At 61.4% G+C, this 19,435-nt stretch carries 18 protein-coding genes; 10 read left to right on the top strand and 8 right to left on the bottom strand.

Annotated features, from left to right (window positions below):
• Window positions 1–40 precede the first annotated feature (40 nt).
• Window positions 41–1,720, top strand: coding sequence for a formate--tetrahydrofolate ligase (locus C6558_RS25850; RefSeq protein ID WP_025427979.1), 1,680 nt, complete (start codon window positions 41–43; stop codon window positions 1,718–1,720).
• A gap of 306 nt (window positions 1,721–2,026) precedes the next feature.
• On the opposite strand, the gene C6558_RS25845 is transcribed toward C6558_RS25850, so the two are convergent.
• Window positions 2,027–2,533 (bottom strand): DUF1993 family protein, encoded by a 507-nt coding sequence (locus tag C6558_RS25845; RefSeq protein WP_025427978.1) that lies wholly within the window; start codon window positions 2,531–2,533, stop codon window positions 2,027–2,029.
• 228 nt (window positions 2,534–2,761) lie between these two features.
• Between C6558_RS25845 and C6558_RS25840 the strand changes: the two genes are divergently transcribed.
• Complete coding sequence (locus tag C6558_RS25840) at window positions 2,762–3,214, top strand: YiiD C-terminal domain-containing protein (RefSeq protein ID WP_025427977.1); 453 nt, start codon at window positions 2,762–2,764, stop codon at window positions 3,212–3,214.
• A 96-nt stretch (window positions 3,215–3,310) separates the two neighbouring features.
• Here the strand turns inward: C6558_RS25840 and C6558_RS25835 are convergent, their stop codons facing one another.
• Window positions 3,311–4,255 (bottom strand): extensin family protein, encoded by a 945-nt coding sequence (locus C6558_RS25835; protein WP_025427976.1) that lies wholly within the window; start codon window positions 4,253–4,255, stop codon window positions 3,311–3,313.
• Between the two features lie 295 nt (window positions 4,256–4,550).
• Between C6558_RS25835 and C6558_RS25830 the strand changes: the two genes are divergently transcribed.
• From C6558_RS25830 to C6558_RS25825, 3 genes are all read left to right on the top strand, one after another.
• Window positions 4,551–6,656, top strand: a complete 2,106-nt coding sequence (locus tag C6558_RS25830; protein WP_025427975.1) for a TonB-dependent hemoglobin/transferrin/lactoferrin family receptor — start codon at window positions 4,551–4,553, stop codon at window positions 6,654–6,656.
• Between the two features lie 120 nt (window positions 6,657–6,776).
• A complete protein-coding gene (gene trpLE, locus C6558_RS40365; RefSeq protein ID WP_178385073.1) occupies window positions 6,777–6,821 on the top strand; it encodes a trpE operon leader peptide TrpLE in 45 nt (14 codons plus the stop codon).
• Window positions 6,822–6,934: 113 nt separating this feature from the next.
• Entirely contained in the window at window positions 6,935–9,124 is a 2,190-nt protein-coding gene (locus C6558_RS25825; protein ID WP_025427974.1) for an anthranilate synthase, read from the top strand.
• Window positions 9,125–9,200: 76 nt separating this feature from the next.
• On the opposite strand, the gene C6558_RS25820 is transcribed toward C6558_RS25825, so the two are convergent.
• Entirely contained in the window at window positions 9,201–10,118 is a 918-nt protein-coding gene (locus C6558_RS25820) for a LysR substrate-binding domain-containing protein (protein ID WP_025427973.1), read from the bottom strand.
• 178 nt (window positions 10,119–10,296) lie between these two features.
• On the opposite strand from C6558_RS25820, the gene C6558_RS25815 reads away from it, so the two are divergent.
• The 3 genes from C6558_RS25815 (at window position 10,297) to queF (ending at window position 13,377) form a co-directional block, all read left to right on the top strand.
• Window positions 10,297–11,841 (top strand): MFS transporter, encoded by a 1,545-nt coding sequence (locus C6558_RS25815; RefSeq protein WP_025427972.1) that lies wholly within the window; start codon window positions 10,297–10,299, stop codon window positions 11,839–11,841.
• A 154-nt stretch (window positions 11,842–11,995) separates the two neighbouring features.
• Entirely contained in the window at window positions 11,996–12,916 is a 921-nt protein-coding gene (locus tag C6558_RS25810) for a cation diffusion facilitator family transporter (RefSeq protein ID WP_025427971.1), read from the top strand.
• Window positions 12,913–13,377 (top strand): preQ(1) synthase, encoded by a 465-nt coding sequence (gene queF / locus C6558_RS25805; RefSeq protein ID WP_025427970.1) that lies wholly within the window; start codon window positions 12,913–12,915, stop codon window positions 13,375–13,377. Before C6558_RS25810 ends, queF begins: the two co-directional genes overlap by 4 nt.
• A gap of 38 nt (window positions 13,378–13,415) precedes the next feature.
• On the opposite strand, the gene C6558_RS25800 is transcribed toward queF, so the two are convergent.
• The gene (locus C6558_RS25800) at window positions 13,416–13,994 is read right to left on the bottom strand and encodes a HupE/UreJ family protein (RefSeq protein WP_025427969.1); all 579 of its coding nucleotides are present in this window, start codon (window positions 13,992–13,994) and stop codon (window positions 13,416–13,418) included.
• 244 nt (window positions 13,995–14,238) lie between these two features.
• Between C6558_RS25800 and C6558_RS25795 the strand changes: the two genes are divergently transcribed.
• A complete protein-coding gene (locus C6558_RS25795) occupies window positions 14,239–14,817 on the top strand; it encodes an ATP-dependent Clp protease proteolytic subunit (protein WP_025427968.1) in 579 nt (192 codons plus the stop codon).
• Window positions 14,818–15,270: 453 nt separating this feature from the next.
• Complete coding sequence (gene leuA / locus C6558_RS25790; protein WP_025427966.1) at window positions 15,271–16,980, top strand: 2-isopropylmalate synthase; 1,710 nt, start codon at window positions 15,271–15,273, stop codon at window positions 16,978–16,980.
• Window positions 16,981–17,094: 114 nt separating this feature from the next.
• Here leuA and C6558_RS25785 read toward each other — a convergent pair whose 3' ends face one another.
• The 4 genes from C6558_RS25785 to C6558_RS25765 form a co-directional block, all read right to left on the bottom strand.
• Window positions 17,095–17,475, bottom strand: a complete 381-nt coding sequence (locus tag C6558_RS25785; protein ID WP_025427965.1) for a DUF6481 family protein — start codon at window positions 17,473–17,475, stop codon at window positions 17,095–17,097.
• A gap of 37 nt (window positions 17,476–17,512) precedes the next feature.
• Window positions 17,513–17,737 (bottom strand): hypothetical protein, encoded by a 225-nt coding sequence (locus C6558_RS25780; RefSeq protein WP_025427964.1) that lies wholly within the window; start codon window positions 17,735–17,737, stop codon window positions 17,513–17,515.
• Window positions 17,738–17,922: 185 nt separating this feature from the next.
• Window positions 17,923–18,132 carry a cold-shock protein gene (locus C6558_RS25775; protein ID WP_025427963.1) on the bottom strand — a complete coding sequence of 70 codons (210 nt, stop codon included), beginning with the start codon at window positions 18,130–18,132 and terminating at the stop codon, window positions 17,923–17,925.
• Window positions 18,133–18,605: 473 nt separating this feature from the next.
• The gene (locus C6558_RS25765; RefSeq protein ID WP_025427962.1) at window positions 18,606–19,433 is read right to left on the bottom strand and encodes an anti-sigma factor; all 828 of its coding nucleotides are present in this window, start codon (window positions 19,431–19,433) and stop codon (window positions 18,606–18,608) included.
• Between the last annotated feature and the right edge of the window lie 2 nt (window positions 19,434–19,435).

Raw genomic sequence — 19,435 nt, 5'->3', positions numbered from 1 at the left:
GTCAGGCACAGAAATGCAGCTTGGGGGGAGGGGAAAACCCATGGTGGAGGTCAAGTCCGATATCGAAATCGCGCGTGCCGCGAAGAAGAGGCCGATCCTGGAGATCGGTGCAAAGCTCGGCATTCCGCCGGAGCATCTGCTGCCCTACGGCCATGACAAGGCAAAGATCGGCGCGGAATTCATTGCTGCACAGAAGGACCGCAAGAACGGCCATCTGATCCTGGTGACCGCGATCAATCCGACGCCCGCCGGCGAGGGCAAGACGACGACGACGGTCGGTCTCGGCGACGGCCTCAACCGCATCGGCAAGAAGGCGATCGTCTGCATCCGCGAGGCGTCGCTCGGCCCCTGTTTCGGCGTCAAGGGTGGGGCGGCCGGCGGCGGCTACGCCCAGGTGGTGCCGATGGAGGACATGAACCTTCATTTCACCGGCGATTTCCACGCCATCACATCCGCCCACAACCTGCTTGCGGCGCTGCTCGACAACCATATCTATTGGGGCAACGAGCAGAACATCGACATCCGGCGCATTTCCTGGCGACGGGTGATGGACATGAACGATCGGGCGCTGCGCAACATCGTCGGCTCGCTCGGCGGCGTTGCCAACGGTTATCCGCGCGAGACCGGTTTCGACATCACAGTTGCTTCCGAGGTCATGGCGATCCTTTGCCTTTCGATGGATCTGAAGGACCTGGAAAAGCGCCTCGGCAACATCATCATCGGCTACCGGCGTGACAAGAGCCCGGTCCTTGCCCGCGATATCAAGGCGGACGGGGCGATGACCGTGCTGTTGAAGGATGCGATGCAGCCGAACCTGGTGCAGACGCTGGAGAACAATCCGGCCTTCGTGCACGGCGGCCCGTTCGCCAATATTGCCCATGGCTGCAACTCGGTGATCGCGACGACCACGGCGCTGAAACTCGCAGATTACGTGGTAACCGAAGCCGGCTTCGGCGCCGATCTCGGCGCGGAAAAATTCTTCGACATCAAATGTCGCAAGGCCGGGCTCAAGCCCGATGCCGCCGTCATCGTCGCCACCGTGCGCGCCATCAAGATGAATGGCGGCGTCAAGAAGGACGATCTCGGCAAGGAGAATCTCGAGGCGCTGCGCAAAGGCTGCGCCAACCTCGGCCGCCACGTCCAGAACGTCAAGAAGTTCGGCGTGCCTGCGATCGTCGCGATCAATCACTTCACCTCCGATACCGAGGCCGAGGTGCAGGCAATCAAGGACTATGTCGCAACGCTCGGTGCAGAGGCCGTGCTCTGCCGCCACTGGGCCGAAGGTTCTGTAGGCATCGAGGAACTGGCGCGAAAGGTAGCAGCACTCGCCGAAGGCGGCCACTCGCAGTTTTCGCCGCTCTATCCCGACGAGATGCCGCTGTTCCACAAAATCGAGACGATCGCCAAGGACATCTACCACGCCAGCGAAGTGATCGCCGACAAGTCGGTGCGTGATCAATTGCGCACCTGGGAGGATCAGGGCTACGGCCACCTGCCGATCTGCATGGCCAAGACGCAATATTCGTTTTCGACCGACCCGAACCTGCGCGGCGCGCCGACGGGCCACACGGTGCCGATCCGCGAAGTGCGGCTTGCCGCCGGCGCCGGCTTCATCGTCGTCATCACCGGCGAAATCATGACGATGCCGGGCCTGCCGAAGGTGCCGTCATCGGAGAAGATCTACCTCAATCAGCAGGGCTATATCGAAGGCCTGTTCTAGAGCAGTTCCAGGAAAAGTGCGAAGCGGTTTTCCGTCAGGAAATGCGTAAAAACAAAGAGATAGAGCGCTTATGCGATTCCGTCTAAATCGGAAACGCTTGAGCTCCCGGCTACTGTAAGTTTCCGTAAATCGCATTCGATTTAGGGATAAAAGCAGCGGCAATTTAAAGCGCTACAGCGACCTTGGCGCGTCTAACAAGACGCGCGGCGCTGTAGGCATAACGCCTCAAACCGAGATCGATTTGAGGCGTTATGGATTGATTTTAAAGCGTTTCCGCTCCCGTTTCGCTTCCCGAGGCGCCACGTCTCAGTTGAGGCTGATGAAGTCCGCCTTGCCGACGGGAACGCCCTTATGGCGGAGAATGTCGTAGGCCGTGGTCAGGTGGAAATAGAAGTTCGGCAGCACGAATTTCAACAGATAGTCCTCGCCGCTCAACGTCATCTTCAGCTTGGTGAAGGTCAGGGTGACCTCGCGGGTTTCGCTGCCGTCGAGATCGGACGGTCGAACGGTCTCCAGGAATGCGACGGTCTTGCCGATGCGCTCGCGCAGTTCCCCGAACGTCTTCTCCTCATCGGGAAAGCTCGGCACCTCGAGCGCGGTCAGCCGGGCGATGGTGCCCTTTGACGTGTCGCTGGCGCGCTGCACCTGGCCTGCAAGCGGCAGCATGTCGGCGACCAGTCGGGCGTTGACCAGATCGTCGAGCGAAAGACCGGTTTCGCCGGCATGGGCCTCGGCCTTGTCGAGCAATTTGCCGAGGACATTGAAGCCATGGACGAAGGTGGGAACGGAGAGCCTGTACATTGTGAGCGCCATGGAGGTTTCCTCGGGCTTGGGGGGCAGTGATATTCCTGGGCTGCTATCTGGGGAAGGAAACCTGATCCTGCAAGGTATCTACGCCACCTTTGTTGCCGTGCAAGCCGTGCGGGTTGCTCGCTTGATGGTGACGAAAGGGAGAGGGTATTGTCCTGATCAGTGCGTCCGTGCTGATGTTGCGAGTGCCTGCCCACCGATACGATGTGAGCAAAATCGATCTGAGCCGCCATGACCCCGTTGGACCTTGAAGCTTATCTTCACGCCCATATTCCGCTTTCGGCAGCGATGCAGGTTCATGTCGACGAAGCGATTGATGAGCACGTGCGGCTATCTGCGCCGCTCGCTCCCAACATCAATCATCGCGAAACGGTGTTCGGCGGCAGTGCCTCCGCACTCTCCATCCTTGCCGCCTGGTCGCTGCTGCACGTGCGGCTGACGCACGCGGGCGTTCCGGCCCGCCTCGTGATCCAGAGCAACCGGATGGAGTATCTGAAGCCGGTTGCCGGTGCATTCTCCTCTCGGTCAACCCTTGCGGACATGGGGCAATGGCCGAGCTTCCTGCGGCTGTTTCACCGTCGGGGCAGGGCAAGGATCGTCGTTGCCGCCGAGTTGCTGGATGACGGTGAGCTTGCCGGGCGTTTCGAAGGCGAGTTCGTCGCCCTTGGCTATGGTGCGGATTAAAGCGTTCCAGATAAGGCGCGAAGCGGTTTTCCGTCAGGAAATGCGTGAAGCAAAACGATAGAGCGGTTCAGCGACTCCGTACAAGGCGGAAACGCTCTATCGGCAGTAACGATATCCGTTCCCGCGCTCGATCACGTCGAGATGCAGGTGCGTCTCATGCGCCGCGTCGCTGCCCGGATCGAGCACGGTCTTGAAATACAGGCAGGCCGAAGCGGTGATCGCACGCTGGAAGGCGCCGGTCATGGTGCCATCCTCGTCGCGAGGCTGGATCTCGATGGTCTTGCCGTCGCTGAGCGTGAACGAAGCGATGTCGACGGCGTTGCCGTGGGCATGCTCTGAGATCTTGCCTGTCGGGGCGTTGTTGCGCAGGCGGCAGATATAGGTGGAGGCCTGGTTCAACATCTTGACGGTCGTACCCTTGGCAAACGCCACGTCGGCCGCCGGCTGTACTGCTTCCTTGGTCCAGCGCGCCAATGCCAACGCCGCCTCGCAGCGCATCAGCCCCTTCGGCGCCAGTTTCACGTCGGGCAACACGCTTGTCACATCAAGCGGCTTGTCGATGCCGCAGCCCTTGCCATCGTCGATCCGCTTGGCTTCGGTGAAAACGGCACCCAATGCTTTCAGCTCCGATAGGCACTTGGCGTATTCGGTCGGGTTCTCGTTTTCGACCGGCGGGTAGATGACGGGGGGCTCTTCCGCCTTGTAGTCAGTCGGCTTGTCCGTGGTCTTCTCCTCGCTGGCGGCGTCGCCCTTCTTGCCGTCGGCTCCCTTGTCGCCGTCCTTCTCAGTTTCTGTGCCTTCCGCCGGCTTCGGCTCAGGCGTTGGCGCTTGGCTGCCCTGTTGACCGCTGGGAGGCTGCTGGTCCTTGTCTTCGTCACCTTCCTTCACCCGCGTTTCCGGCTTCTTTTCAGGAGCGGGTACCGGCGCCTCGGCCTGTGCGTCCGCAGGTGGTTTGGGTAGGGGAAGGGGGCCGGTTTTGGGAAGGCTCGCGCCTGTGAGGAGCAATGTCGACAGGAAAATCAGGGGGATATGGCAACGCATGCGTTTCCTTTCACATGTCCGCGAGGGCAGGCCTCGACGGGGAGGAACGCATGGGAAGCCATCTGGTTTCATCGGCTTGATGCAAAGAGCGTTGCAGTTCGGCAACGCCCCGAATTGGGACGATCCCATAAATTGTTGGGGAGGCGTTTCTATCTTGACAATAATAGTCATGTTTTTTATGCGGCATAAATGAGGCGACGCAATGTCGCCACGTATTCGAACCCCACGCCCAGCCAGCCCCTTGAGTTCGCCGCTCAACAGCAAGCCCGGCCCATGAATTCAAAAGGATTGGTCCATGCTCAACCGGCACCGTCGCCTGGCACTTTTGGCGTGCACGACTACACTTGCTCTTTCCGCCGCCTCTGGTGCCTTCGCGCAGACCGCGACGACCGCGCCGAAGGCAAACGAACAGAATGCCGAGGCCGCCAAGAAGGGCGAGACCTTCCTTTCGCCGATCGTCGTCAAGGGCGCGCGCACCAGCGACCCCTATGCAAAGGCCGGCCCGGTCAGCGTGGTGACGACCGACCAGATCGACCTGCAGTCCGGGCTTGAAACCGATGACCTGCTGCGCGGTGTTCCCGGCACGTCGACGGCGAACAATCCGCAGAACCCGGGTGTGGCCGTCAACATTCGCGGCTTCGAAGGTTCCGGTCGCGTCAACATGATGATCGACGGCGTGCGCCAGAACTTCCGCTTCACCGGTCACGAAGCGCAAGGTCTCGCCTATTTCGACCCGGCGTTCCTGTCCGAGATCGACGTCACCCGCGGCGCCGTCACCGGTGTCGGCGGTGGCGCATTGGCCGGCTCGGTCAACTTTAGGACCTATGACATCGAAGACCTGATCCAGGACGGCAAGACCTATGGCGGCATTGCCTCCGCCACCTATGGCACCAACGGTGCCGGCTGGTCGGAATCGCTGATCGGCGCCTACCGCTTCAACGACGTCTTTTCGGTACTGGGCGGTATCAGCAAGGCCGACCCTGGCAATTACGACAACGGCAATGGCGTTCAGGTGCCCTATACCGAGGAAGACCTGCTGTCTGGCATGCTGAAGTTCGAGATTACGCCGGATGAGGATCATACCTTCAAGTTCAGCGGCATCACCTATGACAATGACTTCTTCGCCAACTCCTACTTCCAGAACGTGAAGAACCAGACGCTGGCCGCAAGCTATTCCTATACGCCAGACAACGAACTCATAGATTTCCGCGCCAACGCCTATTGGAACCGGTTGAAGATGAAGTACGACACCGACGTCAGAGGTGGCGGTACTGCCGCCGGCCGTCAGATCATCGACACCGGCAAGGGCTTCGACATCTCCAACACCTCGCTGTTCGATCTTGGTGACGTTGCGGTCAGGGCCAATTACGGCGTCGAGTATTTCCGCGATGATTACGACGTCATCAACAGCACGGCGCGGCCGAGCGGTGGTGTCAACGGTGGCGGTCGCAATGCCACGACCGGCGTCTTCAGCACGACGACCTTCACCTACGGTATCGCCGACCTGACGGCCGGGCTGCGCTACGACCACTACAGCCTCGACGGCTCGGGCGCCGTTGTCGCCGGCAACCCGATCGGCCTTCCGGCAGGTCCCTACACAGTTGACAAGTCCGATGGACACCTCAATCCGAGCATCACGCTTGCGCTCAACCCTACGGACTGGTTCCAGCCCTACGTGACCTACGCAGAGACCTCGCGCCCGCCGACGGTCAACGAAACCTTTGCCGGTGGAACACACCCGGGCTCTAGCGGTCAGTCCTTCTTCCCCAATCCGTTCCTGGAGCCTGAAATCTCCAAGGGCTGGGAAGTTGGTGCCAACTTCTCCTTCGACGGTCTGCTCGACTCCAGCGATAGCCTGCGTGTGAAGGCCAACTACTTCCACAACAGGATCGACAACTACATCACCGCGGCAATGCTTGGTGGCGGTCGCCAGATCTTCTTCGTCAACAACCCTGGCACGTCGACGGTTCAGGGCTTCGAACTGCAGGCGGCCTATGATGCAGGCTTCGTCTTCGGCGACCTCGCCTATACCTATACCGACAGCAAACTGCCATCGCAGATCAACGGTTTCGGCGTGCAGACCTACCTGCCGGACACTATCGTCAGCGCGACGCTCGGCGCCCGCTTCCTCGAAGATCAGCGCCTGACGGTCGGCACGCGCTTCTACGCGGTTTCGAGCGCCGACGTCGGTGCGATCAACCGCACGCCGCCGACCGTTCCGGGTTACGGGCTGGTCGATATGTTCGCGAACTACAAGTTCGAGAATGGCTTCGAAGTGACGGCAACGGTCACGAACCTGTTCGACAAGGCCTACACGCCGTCGTCGAGCACCATTGCCGGCAGCACGATCGACACCGGTCGCGGCCGGACCTTCCTGGTCACGGCGAAGGCCAAGTTCTGATCGATCGCAGACGAGCTCCAGTCGGAAAGGCGGCCCTTCGTGGCCGCCTTTTCTTTTGCTCCTGCGGCGGCACTTTTTCCCGCTTGCGCAAGGCTGCAACCCGCGCTAACACTTTCGCCCATGACAAATGCACGCAACATTTCGATCTGGTGGTGGGCTCGCTGAGGCGGCCTTGACCAGTCATGCGTGATTGAGACATCAAGCCGCCCGGAGATTTCGAGGCGGCTTTTTCGTATTCTGGCCGCGTGGAAAAACCGGGCTTTTACGGAGCGAGACGAATGGCAACGGTAATTCTCGAAGACGGCGCGGAAAGCTATACCACCAGGGGCGGGATCGTCGTCACCCGCAGGCGGCGCGAAGCCTCCTATGCGGATTCGATTTCAAGCTATGTCGACAGGCTGGACGAACGTCGCGGCGCGGTGTTTTCGTCCAACTACGAATATCCGGGCCGCTACACGCGCTGGGACACTGCCGTCGTCGACCCGCCGCTCGGCATTTCCTCCTTCGGCCGCTCGCTCTGGATCGAAGCCTATAACGGCCGCGGCGAAGTGCTGCTGTCGATCATTTCGGACCATCTGAAAACCGTCGCCGACATCACGCTCGGCACCTCGACGGCGACCCGTCTCGACCTGACGATCAACGCGCCCGACCGTGTCTTCACCGAGGAAGAGCGCTCGAAGATGCCGACGGTCTTCACCGTGCTTCGGGCCGTCACCAACCTCTTCCATTCGGCGGAGGATGCGAGCCTCGGCCTTTATGGCGCCTTCGGTTACGATCTCGCCTTCCAGTTCGACGCCATCGAGCTGAAGCTGAAGCGCCCGGACGACCAGCGCGACATGGTTCTGTTCCTGCCGGATGAGATCCTGGTCGTCGACCACTATGCCGCCAAGGCCTGGATCGACCGCTATGACTTCGCCAAGGACGGTGTTTCGACTGAAGGCAAGACGGAGGAGATCGCCAGCGAACCCTTCCAGACCGTCGACATCATTCCGCCGCATGGGGACCACCGGCCCGGCGAATATGCCGAGCTTGTGGTCAAGGCGAAGGAAAGCTTCCGCCGCGGCGATCTCTTCGAGGTCGTTCCCGGCCAGAAGTTCTTCGAGCGCTGCGACAGCAAGCCGTCGGAGATCTCCAAACGGTTGAAGGCGATCAACCCGTCGCCCTATTCCTTCTTCATCAATCTCGGAAACCAGGAATACCTGGTCGGCGCCTCGCCGGAAATGTTCGTGCGCGTGTCCGGCCGCCGCATCGAGACCTGCCCGATTTCCGGCACGATCAAGCGCGGTGACGACCCGATCGCCGACAGCGAGCAGATCCTGAAGCTGCTGAATTCCAAGAAGGACGAGTCCGAACTGACCATGTGCTCGGATGTCGACCGCAACGACAAGAGCCGCGTCTGCGTTCCCGGCTCCGTCAAGGTCATCGGCCGCCGCCAGATCGAGATGTATTCGCGCCTGATCCACACGGTCGACCACATCGAGGGGCGCCTGCGCGACGATATGGACGCCTTCGACGGCTTCCTCAGCCACGCCTGGGCCGTCACCGTCACCGGTGCGCCGAAACTCTGGGCGATGCGCTTCATCGAAGGCCACGAGAAGAGCCCGCGCGCATGGTATGGTGGCGCCATCGGCATGGTCGGCTTCAACGGCGACATGAACACCGGCCTGACGCTCCGCACCATCCGCATCAAGGACGGCATTGCCGAGGTGAGGGCGGGCGCGACGCTGCTCTACGATTCAAACCCGGAAGAAGAAGAAGCCGAAACCGAACTGAAGGCCTCTGCCATGATCGCAGCCATTCGTGACGCGAAATCCGCCAACAGCGGCAAGGCCGGCCGTGACGTCGCCGCCGTAGGCGCCGGCGTCAACATCCTGCTTGTCGACCACGAGGACAGCTTCGTGCACACGCTGGCGAATTACTTCCGCCAAACGGGGGCAACGGTGACGACGGTGCGCTCGCCGGTGGCCGAAGAGATCTTCGACCGGGTGAAGCCGGATCTCGTCGTGCTGTCGCCGGGACCCGGCAACCCGAAGGATTTCGACTGCAAGGCAACGATCAAGAAGGCGCGTGCCCGCGATCTGCCGATCTTCGGCGTCTGCCTCGGCCTGCAGGCGCTTGCCGAAGCCTATGGCGGCGATCTCAGGCAGCTGGCGATCCCGATGCACGGCAAGCCGTCGCGCATCCGCGTGCTCGAACCCGGCATCGTCTTCTCCGGCCTCGGCAAGGAGGTGACCGTCGGTCGCTATCACTCGATCTTTGCCGATCCGTCGAGCCTGCCGCGCGATTTCATGATCACCGCCGAAAGTGAAGACGGCACGATCATGGGCATCGAGCATACCAAGGAGCCGGTGGCAGCCGTGCAGTTCCACCCGGAATCGATCATGACGCTCGGCGGCGATGCCGGCATGCGCATGATCGAAAACGTGGTGGCGCATCTGGCCAAGCGGGCGAAGGTCAAGGCCGCCTAAGAAACGAACCGCAGACAATCAGGCGCCGCCTCCGTATCAAAGGGCGGCGCTTTCGTTGTCGGGCTGGCAGGTGCCTTCATGGGGCGCTTGGCGCGCCCGGAATTTCGCAGCGATCGGCAAACAGCCGCTCGCTGAGGAAATCGACGAAGACCCGGACCTTGGGCGAGAGGTGCCGGTTCGAGGGCCAGAGAAGGTGAAACTGGCCGGGTGCGTTGAGATGGGCGTCGAGCACCGTTTTAAGCGCGCCGTCGGCAAGCGGCCCGCGCGCCAGAAAGTCCGGCATGCAGCCAATGCCGAGACCGCTGATCACGGCGCCACGCAATGCCTCCATATTGTTGCAGGTCAGCACTGTGCACATCGGCGGCATGGTGCCTGACATGACAATCGGCCAGTCCTGCAGTTTGCGGCTGTTGGGAAACCGGAAGCGGATTGCCCGGTGACCATCGAGATCCCGTGGGCATTCGGGCGTGCCGTGATCGGCGAGGTAGCTTGGGGCGGCGCAAAGCAGAAGCCGGAACGGGCGCAGGGCTCTCGACATCAGCCGGGAATCCGGCAAATCGCCGCTGCGGATAGCGACATCGACCTCCTCATCGATCAGGTCGACGATGCGATCGTTGAAATCGAGATCGAGTTCGACTTCGGGATAGCGCTCAACGAATTCCGGCAGCACCGGCAGCAGCAGGTGATAACTGACGATCGGAACGCTGACGCGCAGGCGCCCGCGTGGAGCCGCGACGGCTTGGGCTAGCGATGCCTCGGCATCGTCTAGATCGTCGAGGACGCGACGGCAGCGCTCGTGAAACAGCCGCCCTTCCTCCGTCAGCCGGATGCTGCGTGTCGAGCGTTGAAACAGGCGAACGCCAAGCTGTCTCTCGAGATTGGTCACCGCCTTGCCAACGGCCGAAGCGGATAGGCCAAGGACCCGTCCGGCAGCGACAAAGCTGCCGAGATCGGCGGTTCGAACAAAGGCCGTCAGTCCACCCAAGCGATCCATTGCCTCTCCTATTCGAGCGTTTTTTTCCGCCAAGAGTGGAATGATGGCGGTATTTCCCAGCCATTCTGTCCAATCTATCCTCCTCAAGTCAATCGATACCCACCGACCGGCGACCGGTCGCCTCACGAAGTGCGACCGGCGGGTCCTTCCTTGCTCGAACACATCGGGACTGCAAGACATGAGAGAAAAGACCAGGAGTAGGAGCAACGCCGGACGGTTGTGCGTTCTTGTTGCTGTTTGTTGTGCGGCCGCCGCCATGCCGCTGACCTTCACCGGGCCGGCGGTGGCACTGCCCGCGATCAGCCGGACGCTGGGTGGAAGCCCGCTGGCGCTCAACTGGGTCACGAACGCCTTCATGCTGACCTTCGGCAGCACCCTGATGGCGGCGGGCGCGCTTGCCGATAGCTATGGCCGCAAGCGCATGTTCCTCGGCGGGCTTGCAGCCTTCGGCCTGTTCTCGCTCGGCCTTGCCTTCGCCAACGATATTGTCTTGTTCGACATTCTCAGGGCCTTGCAGGGTGTCGGGGCGGCGGCAGCGTTTTCGGGCGGCATGGCTTCACTGGCACAGGAGTTTGAAGAGGGGCAACGGCTGCGGGCGTTCAGCGTCGTCGGTGCGAGCTTTGGCGTCGGCCTGGCATTTGGCCCCATTGCCTCCGGCCTCGTGGTCGAGGCGCTCGGCTGGCCGGCAATCTTCCTGCTTGTCGTCGCGCTCGCGGCCTTTGCCTTTGCGCTCGGTGCCGTTTTCCTGCGGGAAACGCGCGACCCGAATGCGGGCGGCCTCGACTGGAAGGGGGCGGTGACGTTCACGCTGGCGCTGGCATTCCTGACATTTGGCATCCTGCAGCTGCCCGAGGCCGGCTGGAGCGATCCTTTCGTCCTCGCTGTGCTGGTAGCTGCGGTTGTCTTCTTCTTTGTCTTCTACCGAATCGAGCGTTCCGTGGCGCGGCCGATGCTGGATCTGTCCTTGTTCAAGTATCCGCGCTTTGTCGGCGTACAACTGCTCGCGGCGGCGCCGGCTTATGGTTTCGTCGTGCTGCTCATTCTTCTGCCGGTGCGGTTCATCGGCATCGAAGGCATGAGCGAGATTGCCGGGGGGCGGATGATGATTGCGCTCTCGGCTCCGCTGCTCCTCCTGCCGATCGCCGCCGGTCTGTTGACGCGCTGGTTTGCGCCGGCCGTCATCTGCGGGACCGGATTGCTGGTTTCAGCCGCCGGGCTTGGCTGGCTCAGCCAGTTTCCCGTGGGCTCGGCGCCGGGGCTGCTGGTCCCACCATTGCTGCTCGTCGGCATCGGCATCAGCCTGCCCTGGGGTTTGATGGATGGGCTGGCGGTCAGCGTGGTGCCGAAGGAGCGGGCGGGAATGGCGACGGGTATCTTCAGCACCACCCGTGTTGCGGGCGAAGGGATCGCCCTTGCGGTGGTGACAGCGCTTCTCTCTGTCTTCACGCAGATCAAATTGGGGTCGGCAGCCGGCGGCCACGCCGCCGATGTCGCCCAGAGGCTCGTCACCGGCAACGTGGCTGCGGCCGGCAGCATAGTGCCGTCGGTTGAGCGCCTTGCACTGCTTCAAGCCTATAGCAGCGCGTTCGGGACGCTGCTCTGGCTGTTGACGGCCATTACCACGGCAACGGCCGTGGTCGTCTTCCTGTACCTCGGCAAGGGCGCCGAAGAAGTCGAAAGCGCCGAAACCGATCTGATGCCGGGTACGATTACGGACCCTTAAAAAACGGGCAGGAGCCGAACGCACCTTTGACAAGCCCGCATCGATGGCACATATGTTTCCCATTGACCGCCTGCGCGAAATTCGCGCGGGCGGTTTTGCGTTTCAATGGGCTTGCGTTTGCAACTCGTTTGCATCTGCATGAGGAATGAAGAAGATGTCTCTATCCGATAACCGAACCGTCCTGCGGCTTGCCTTCTGGGGCATTCCGCTTTCTCTGGCTGTGCTGGGGCTGAAGCTGCTTGCCTGGTGGCTTACCGGCTCGGTGGCCCTTTTGTCGGATGGTCTTGAGTCGACAGTCAATGTGATTGCGGCGGTGATCGCCTATCTGATGATCGGCTATGCGGCGAAACCGGCGGATGCCGGCCATCCCTTCGGGCACCACAAGGCGGAGTATTTTTCCGCGGTTATCGAGGGCGTGCTGATCGTCGTTGCCGCATTGCTGATCGTCTGGGAAGCGGTGCCGGCGATGATGGCGCCGGTGATGTTGGAAGCTCCGGCGCTCGGCCTGGCGATCAACTTTGCTGCTGGTGTCGTCAACGCCATCTGGGCCTATGTGCTGATCAGCGCCGGTCGGAAGCATCGCTCGCCGGCTCTCAGCGCCGACGGCCATCATATTCTGTCTGACGTCGTGACCTCGATCGGCGTTTTGATCGGCCTTGGTCTTGCCATTGCCACGGGTTACGCGATCCTTGATCCCTTGCTGGCCGTCATCGTCGCCTGCAATATCCTGTTCCAGGGCTGGATGGTGATCTCGCGGTCGATTGACGGGTTGATGGACCGGGCGGTGCCGGCCGAGGAGGAGGAGGCGATCAAGCAGGCGATCGCCGCCAACGGCAAGGGCTCGCTTGGAGTGCACGATCTCAAGACCCGCCAGGCAGGCCCGGTGATTTTTGTGGATTTCCACATGGTCGTGCCGGAAATGATGCCGGTCGGCGAGGCGCATGATATCTGCGATCGCATCGAGGACGCGATACGCGCCGTTCAGCCCGGCGCCAAGATCGCGATCCATGTCGAGCCGGAAGGTGAAAAGGCGCACGGCGTGCGCGTAAAGGTAAGTGGAGCACCACGCAAATGAGCAAGACTGACGTATCCGGCCTGTCGCAACTGGGCGCCAAGGTCGACCTGCCGCAGAGCCCCGACGAAGCGGTGCTCGAGCGCGTGCCGAGCGGCAATCAGGGCGCGGACTTCCTGGTGCGGTTCACCGCGCCGGAATTCACCTCGCTTTGCCCGATGACCGGCCAGCCGGATTTTGCCCACATCGTCATCGACTACGTGCCGGATGAATGGCTGGTGGAATCGAAGTCGCTGAAGCTGTTCCTGCATTCCTTCCGCAATCATGGCGCCTTCCACGAGGACTGCACCATTGATATCGCCAAACGGCTGGTCAGCCTGTTGTCGCCGCGCTGGCTGCGCATCGGTGCCTACTGGTATCCGCGCGGCGGCATTCCGATCGACGTTTTCTGGCAGACCGGCAAGCCGCCGGAAGGATTGTGGCTGCCCGATCAGGGCGTGCCGACCTATCGCGGTCGCGGATAAAAATGGCGGGCATGACCCGCCATTCCCCGTTCGTTTCGTCAGCCGAAGATCAGGGCCGTGCCGGCAAGTGCCGTAAGGCCGCCGAGAATGCGCGCCAGCGTGCCGCCGCCTGAGAGGCGACCAAGCGCCACGCCAAGGCCGATGCCGGCCGCGTGAAGGGCGGCGGTGGCAAGCATGAAGCCGATGGCGAAGGGAAGGGCGCCGGCGCTGCCGAGTTCGCCGCCATGGGCATGGCCGTGAAAGAGCGCGAAGAGGCCGACGACCGCAGCCGACGCGGCCGCATCGAGGCGCACGGCCATTGCCACCAGCAGGCCCAGCGCGACAACCGAGGCGAGGATCGCGGGCTCGACAAAGGGAAAATGGATGCCGGCCGTTGCCAGCGAAAAGCCGGCCGCCATCATCGCGACGAAGGCCGACGGCACGAGCCACAGCGCCCGGCCGCCGATCTGTGCGGCCCAGAGGCCGACGGCGACCATGGCCAGGATATGGTCGAGGCCGAAGAGCGGATGCGAGAAGCCGGCGGCAAACGAGCCGTGCTCATCAGGGTTGAGGTGAGCGAAGGCCGGTGCCGCGGATGCCATCAGCACGGCCGCTGCAATCAGGATGCGTCTGTTCATATCTGTCCCCATGGATCGACAGGACCTGGGAGGGAGCCCTGTCCTTGCAGTTTTTTGACCGGCTCGATCTTATTGGGCTCTGTGTCTCTGTCCATACGGCATTTGGCGGTGGCGCCGTTTACCATAGGCGCAGTGCAATCCGCTTCGCCCTTTGTCGCCCTTTCGGTTTGTTGCATTGTCTTCGCTGTCGAGTCGCATTATCTGACTTTGACAAAGAAATTCATGAGACGCCGGAGAACAACGGATGAGCGACGAGGAAGACAAGAACACCGAACTGCCCTTGGGCAAGGAAACGGAGGCGAACCTTTTCAAGTCGCGCTCGATTTTCATTTACGGCACCATCACCCAGGAGTTGGCGCAGAAGGTTTGCTCGCAGCTCGTGGCGCTTGCGTCGGCCAGCGATGACGACATCCGCCTCTTCGTCAGCTCGCCAGGCGGCCACGTCGAATCCGGCGACAGCATTCACGACATGATGAAGTTCGTGAAGCCGAAGGTCTGGACGATTGGCACCGGCTGGGTCGCGTCCGCCGGCGCGCTGATCTATGTCGGCGTTCCCAAGGAGCGTCGTCTCTGCCTGCCGAATACCCGCTTCCTGCTTCACCAACCGTCGGGCGGCACCCGCGGCATGGCTTCGGATATCGAGATCCAGGCCCGCGAAATCATCAAGATGAACGAGCGCCTGAACAAGATCTTCTCCGAAGCGACCGGCCAGACGGTCGAAAAGATCGCCAAGGATACCGAACGTGACTATTGGCTGTCGGCTGAAGAGGCCAAGAACTATGGCCTCGTCTCGCGCATCATCACCTCGGTTTCGGATATCTGAGACCGATATACCGTCGGCAACGGCGTTGAAATTGCAAAGGGCATCGGCGGCAGCGCCGGTGCCTTTTTCGTTTGGCGGGGCTCGCGCCAGAGGGATGGTCGCACTCCTCACGTTTCCGCACGGGCATGCCTTGCTCCGGTTCGGCAAGCCGTGTATAGGCTTTGTCATGACCAAGGCCAGCGCATATCGGATCGCTACGATCTCTGCCGCACACGATGACAATCGTGCGCCGCTGCACGCCTTCGCCTCGCTTCTTCTTCTCGGCCTTACTCGCGGTTGCCGGGTTCGCTGAGGAGCGCCCGGCGGCCGAAAAAGCCACGCCGGCAGATGCTCCTCGAATCCAATAGAGTTTTAGGACAAACGCGCGCCCGCCACGGCATTTGCCATCGCAATCCGATCCCCGATCGGTTATGGCAAAGCGGCCAGAGCGCTCAGTGATGAAGAGAAGCTGCAATGATCCAGAAATCCCATTCCATCAAGAACGGCATGCCGGAAGCGGCGGTGAAGTATCAGCCTTACCCGCAGATCGCGCTCGCCGACCGGACCTGGCCGTCGAAGACCATTTCCCAGGCGCCGATCTGGTGCTCGGTCGACCTGCGTGACGGCAACCAGTCGCTCGTCGACCCGATGGGCCATGACCGCAAGGCGCGCATGTTCCAGCTGCTCCTGGACATGGGCTTCAAGGAAATCGAGATTGGCTTCCCCTCGGCCTCGCAGACGGACTTCGACTTTGCCCGCTGGTGCATCGAAGAGGGCAATGTCGCCGAAGACGTGTCGCTGCAGGTGCTGGTGCAGTGCCGGCCGGAGCTGATCACCCGGACCTTCGAGGCGCTGCAGGGCGCCCATAAGCCGATCGTGCATTTCTACAACTCGACCAGTGAGTTGCAGCGCCGGGTGGTGTTTGCCAAGGATGTTGCCGGCATCAAGCAAATTGCGACCGATGCTGCCAAGATGATCACCGACATGGCCGCCAAGGCCGGTGGCGATTTTCGCTTCGAGTATTCGCCGGAGAGCTTCACCGGCACCGAGCTGGAAGTGGCGCTGGAGATCTGCAACGCGGTCACCGCGATCGTCAAGCCGACGCCGGATAACAAGCTGATCCTCAATCTGCCGTCGACCGTCGAGATGGCGACGCCGAACATCTATGCCGACCAGATCGAGTGGATGTGCCGCAACCTCGACAATCGCGAGAGCCTGATCATTTCCCTGCACCCGCACAACGACCGCGGCACGGGCATTGCGGCGACGGAGCTCGGCCTGATGGCCGGTGCCGACCGCGTCGAAGGCACGCTGTTCGGCAATGGCGAGCGCACGGGCAATGTCGACGTGGTGACGCTGGCGCTGAACATGTTCACGCAAGGCGTGGACCCGCAGCTGGACTGCTCCGACATCGAGCGGATCAAGGAAGTCTACGAATATTCCAACCAGATGGTGATCCCCGAGCGCCATCCTTACGTCGGCGAACTGGTCTACACGGCCTTCTCCGGCTCGCACCAAGATGCGATCAACAAGGGCATGAAGGCGATCAAGACCGCCAACAAGCCATTGTGGGAAGTGCCTTACCTGCCGATCGATCCGCGTGACGTCGGCCGCTCCTACGAGGCGATCATCCGGATCAACTCGCAGTCGGGGAAGGGCGGCATCGCCTATATCCTGCAGGAAGACTACGGCATCAACCTGCCGCGCAACCTGCAGGTGGAGTTCCGCGAGGACATCCAGCACATCACCGACGAAGAAGGCAAGGAGCTACCCTCCAAACGCATCCATGAACGCTTCATCGAGCGTTATGTCGAGCAGCCCGGCGCGCGCATCAAATTCGTCGATCACAACACCTATCCGGTCGGCGAGCACAAGGGCGTGCGTGTGGTTTCGGCCGAGATCACCGACAACGGCGAGCTCAAGCGCATCGAGGGCAAGGGCACCGGTCCGATCGACGGTTTCATTAACGCGCTGTCGATCTATCTCGGCGTCGATCTCTCGGTCGCCGACTATTCCGAGCATTCGCTGCAGCACGGCTCGAACGCAGCCGCCATCGCCTATGTCGAGATGGAGCACCCTGATGGTAAGCTGTTTGGCGCCGGCATCAACACCAACATCGTTGCAGCCTCGCTGGAAGCGATCGTCTCGGCTGCCAACCGCGTGTTGGAAATGAAACGTAGCTGATCATCAAAACGCCGCGCGCCCTGAGGACGCGCGGCGTTTTCGATCGGTACTTGACGCTACCCTCAATCACGGCTCGCCATGGTGGGGGCTTCAAAGTCCATTTGCGGGCTGCGGTTAAGCCTGCCGCGCCTTGCGGTTGGCGTAGCGCCGGTCGCGCTCGGCCTTGCGGGCAGCCTCGTCCTCGATCACGCGTGAAATGCGGTTCTTGTCGGCGGCTTCGCGCGCTTCGGCCTCAGCTCTTGCAGCAGCCGTGAGTGCCGCCTCGCGCTCAGCGGCCTCGGCCTGCAAGCGCTCGCGCTCCTCATTCTTTACCCGTTCGCGTTCGATGCGCCGCTCTTCGCGGGCTGCAGCGACCGCCTGACGCTCGGCCTGGCGGGCGAGTTCGGTCGGTTCTGCGGCTTCCTTTGCCGCGCGGTAGGCTTCAAGAAGCGCTTTCTTCGCATCGGCCGCGGCGCTGCGACGGTCGGTGAGTTCACTGTTTCTGATGTTTCTCAAGTCTCTATTCCAGTTGAGGTGTCACCCTGACTGAAAGTCAGGTTTTTCTGACGCGTTTCGAAGCGGGGGCGGCAGCCGCCGCCAGGCGGTCCTGCAATTCCTTCGCCAGCCGCGCTTCGCGCAGACGCAGGGTCTTCTCTTCGCGAGCCTGGACGATGGAGTCGAGTTCTTCAACGGCGCTGTCGCGGGCAAAGAACTGCGATTGCTCTTTGGCAAAGGCGATCTCGGCCCGCTGGCGCGATTTGTTGTGTGTCTCTGTCATGGGATATCCCCGACGTTGGCGCGCGTCTACGGTGTTGCACGTCACTCCCGATGCATAATGCAGTTGCGGGATCGTGCAGTCGGCGCGCGGAAATAAAAAAGGCCAGGCATGTTGCCTGACCTTGATGGGTATCATGCTCTCGACAGTGCCAGTACATCCGTGGTCAAGGGAGAGCCGATACCGATTTAGGCTGCCTGCAGATTGCAGGCAGACATCTTGCCCGACTTGTTGTCGCGCTCCATGTCGTAGGCGATCTTCTGGCCTTCGACGATTTCGCGCATTCCAGCACGCTCGACGGCGGAGATGTGGACGAATGCGTCCGGACCGCCGTTGTCAGGCTGAATGAAGCCGAAGCCCTTGGTGGAATTAAACCATTTAACTGTGCCAGTGGTCATGATGAACCCTTTCATAGCATATTGAATGACCGCCGCGCACAAGCGCTGCGGATGAAGATAGCGATTTTTGAAAGGAAGGTTCGTCAGGGCGCAGTTGCTAAATGCGCGGTAACCAAAGTTCAGCAAGCAAATATCGATTTGTCAGAGATATAGACAAAGTATTGATATGTCAACCGTTGGTTTTTTCTTGCCGGGTTTTGCCAATTTTGCGGGTGTTGCGAAACGGCAATTCGGAGCGAAATTTTTTTCGGTGCAGCATATGTATTTTAGGCCGGGAAAGCAGGTGTAACTATTTGGTTGCCTGCAAAAATTTCCGCTTGAGCTAACATCAGCCCGGCTCGGCATAGGGCCGCTCGCGCGGATGATGCAGTCTGCCGCGCTGCGGTCGATGTCTGATTTTGACGGCAACACGATCCACCCTGGCAACAGGCGCTGCCATGGTTCCGTTGCCTGGTTCAGGCGGAGGTCGCGGCTCAGATTGTCGTGGAGACCGCTTCGGCCAGATCGTGCAGACCGATGCTGGCCGACGGGCCGACGAGCACGAAAGACGCGCCGCCGCGCTGCCAGGAAACCATGCCGAGATTGTCGCGGATGCTTTCGGAGAACTTGTCTGACTGCGGGCTGTCGCTGTCCTTGAGGAAGCAGATGGCAAACACGTCGCCATCGGCATTGCGATAGATAAGTTGCGCGACGGGTTTGCTGTTGGCGACGAGCAGACGCGCACCCTCGAAGTTCAGACCCTTGCCGGTGAGGTTGGGAATGGTGAACGGGACGCCGACGCTGGAGGCGAGCCAAGTCTCGATCTTCGGCGCTTCGGAGGCCGGGACCTCGACGAGCCGTTCCTTCTGGCGGGAATAAATGCGGTGGTAGTCGGCGATGTCGTCAAGCCAGGTGCGGGCGGAGGCGACCCTTGTCGGCTCGCCGGCGTGGTTGGCCGTGCCGATGATAAACCCGGTGAAGCCACCGACCAGCACCAGCGCCACGGAAGCAGCCATCACCCGCGGCCAGATGCGCACGCTGCGCACATTGGCGGCAGCGATCGTCACGCGTTCCGCCTTGGGATTGATGCCGGAGCCCTGCTTGATCTGACGCACCAGCGCCAGCGGCACGGGATCATGAAGGAAATCCTCGAATGCCGTGTTGCCGAAGGCGCTGCCGGCCTTCAGCTTTTCAAACAACGCCTTGGCTTCCTCGTCGCGGGCGAGGAGCGTCTCGAGTTCAGTCTTTTCTGCCTCGCCGAGTTCGCCATCGATATAGGCGCACAACCGGACTTCGAGCGCGTGACCTTTTGTTTGCTGCAACG

It is taken from the genome of Ensifer sp. NM-2 (genome assembly GCF_003024455.1).
In the GTDB taxonomy this organism is placed as follows: domain Bacteria; phylum Pseudomonadota; class Alphaproteobacteria; order Rhizobiales; family Rhizobiaceae; genus Ensifer; species Ensifer canadensis.
The sequence above is the reverse complement of the archived record's forward strand: the minus strand, read 5'-3'. Positions and strand labels throughout refer to the sequence as shown.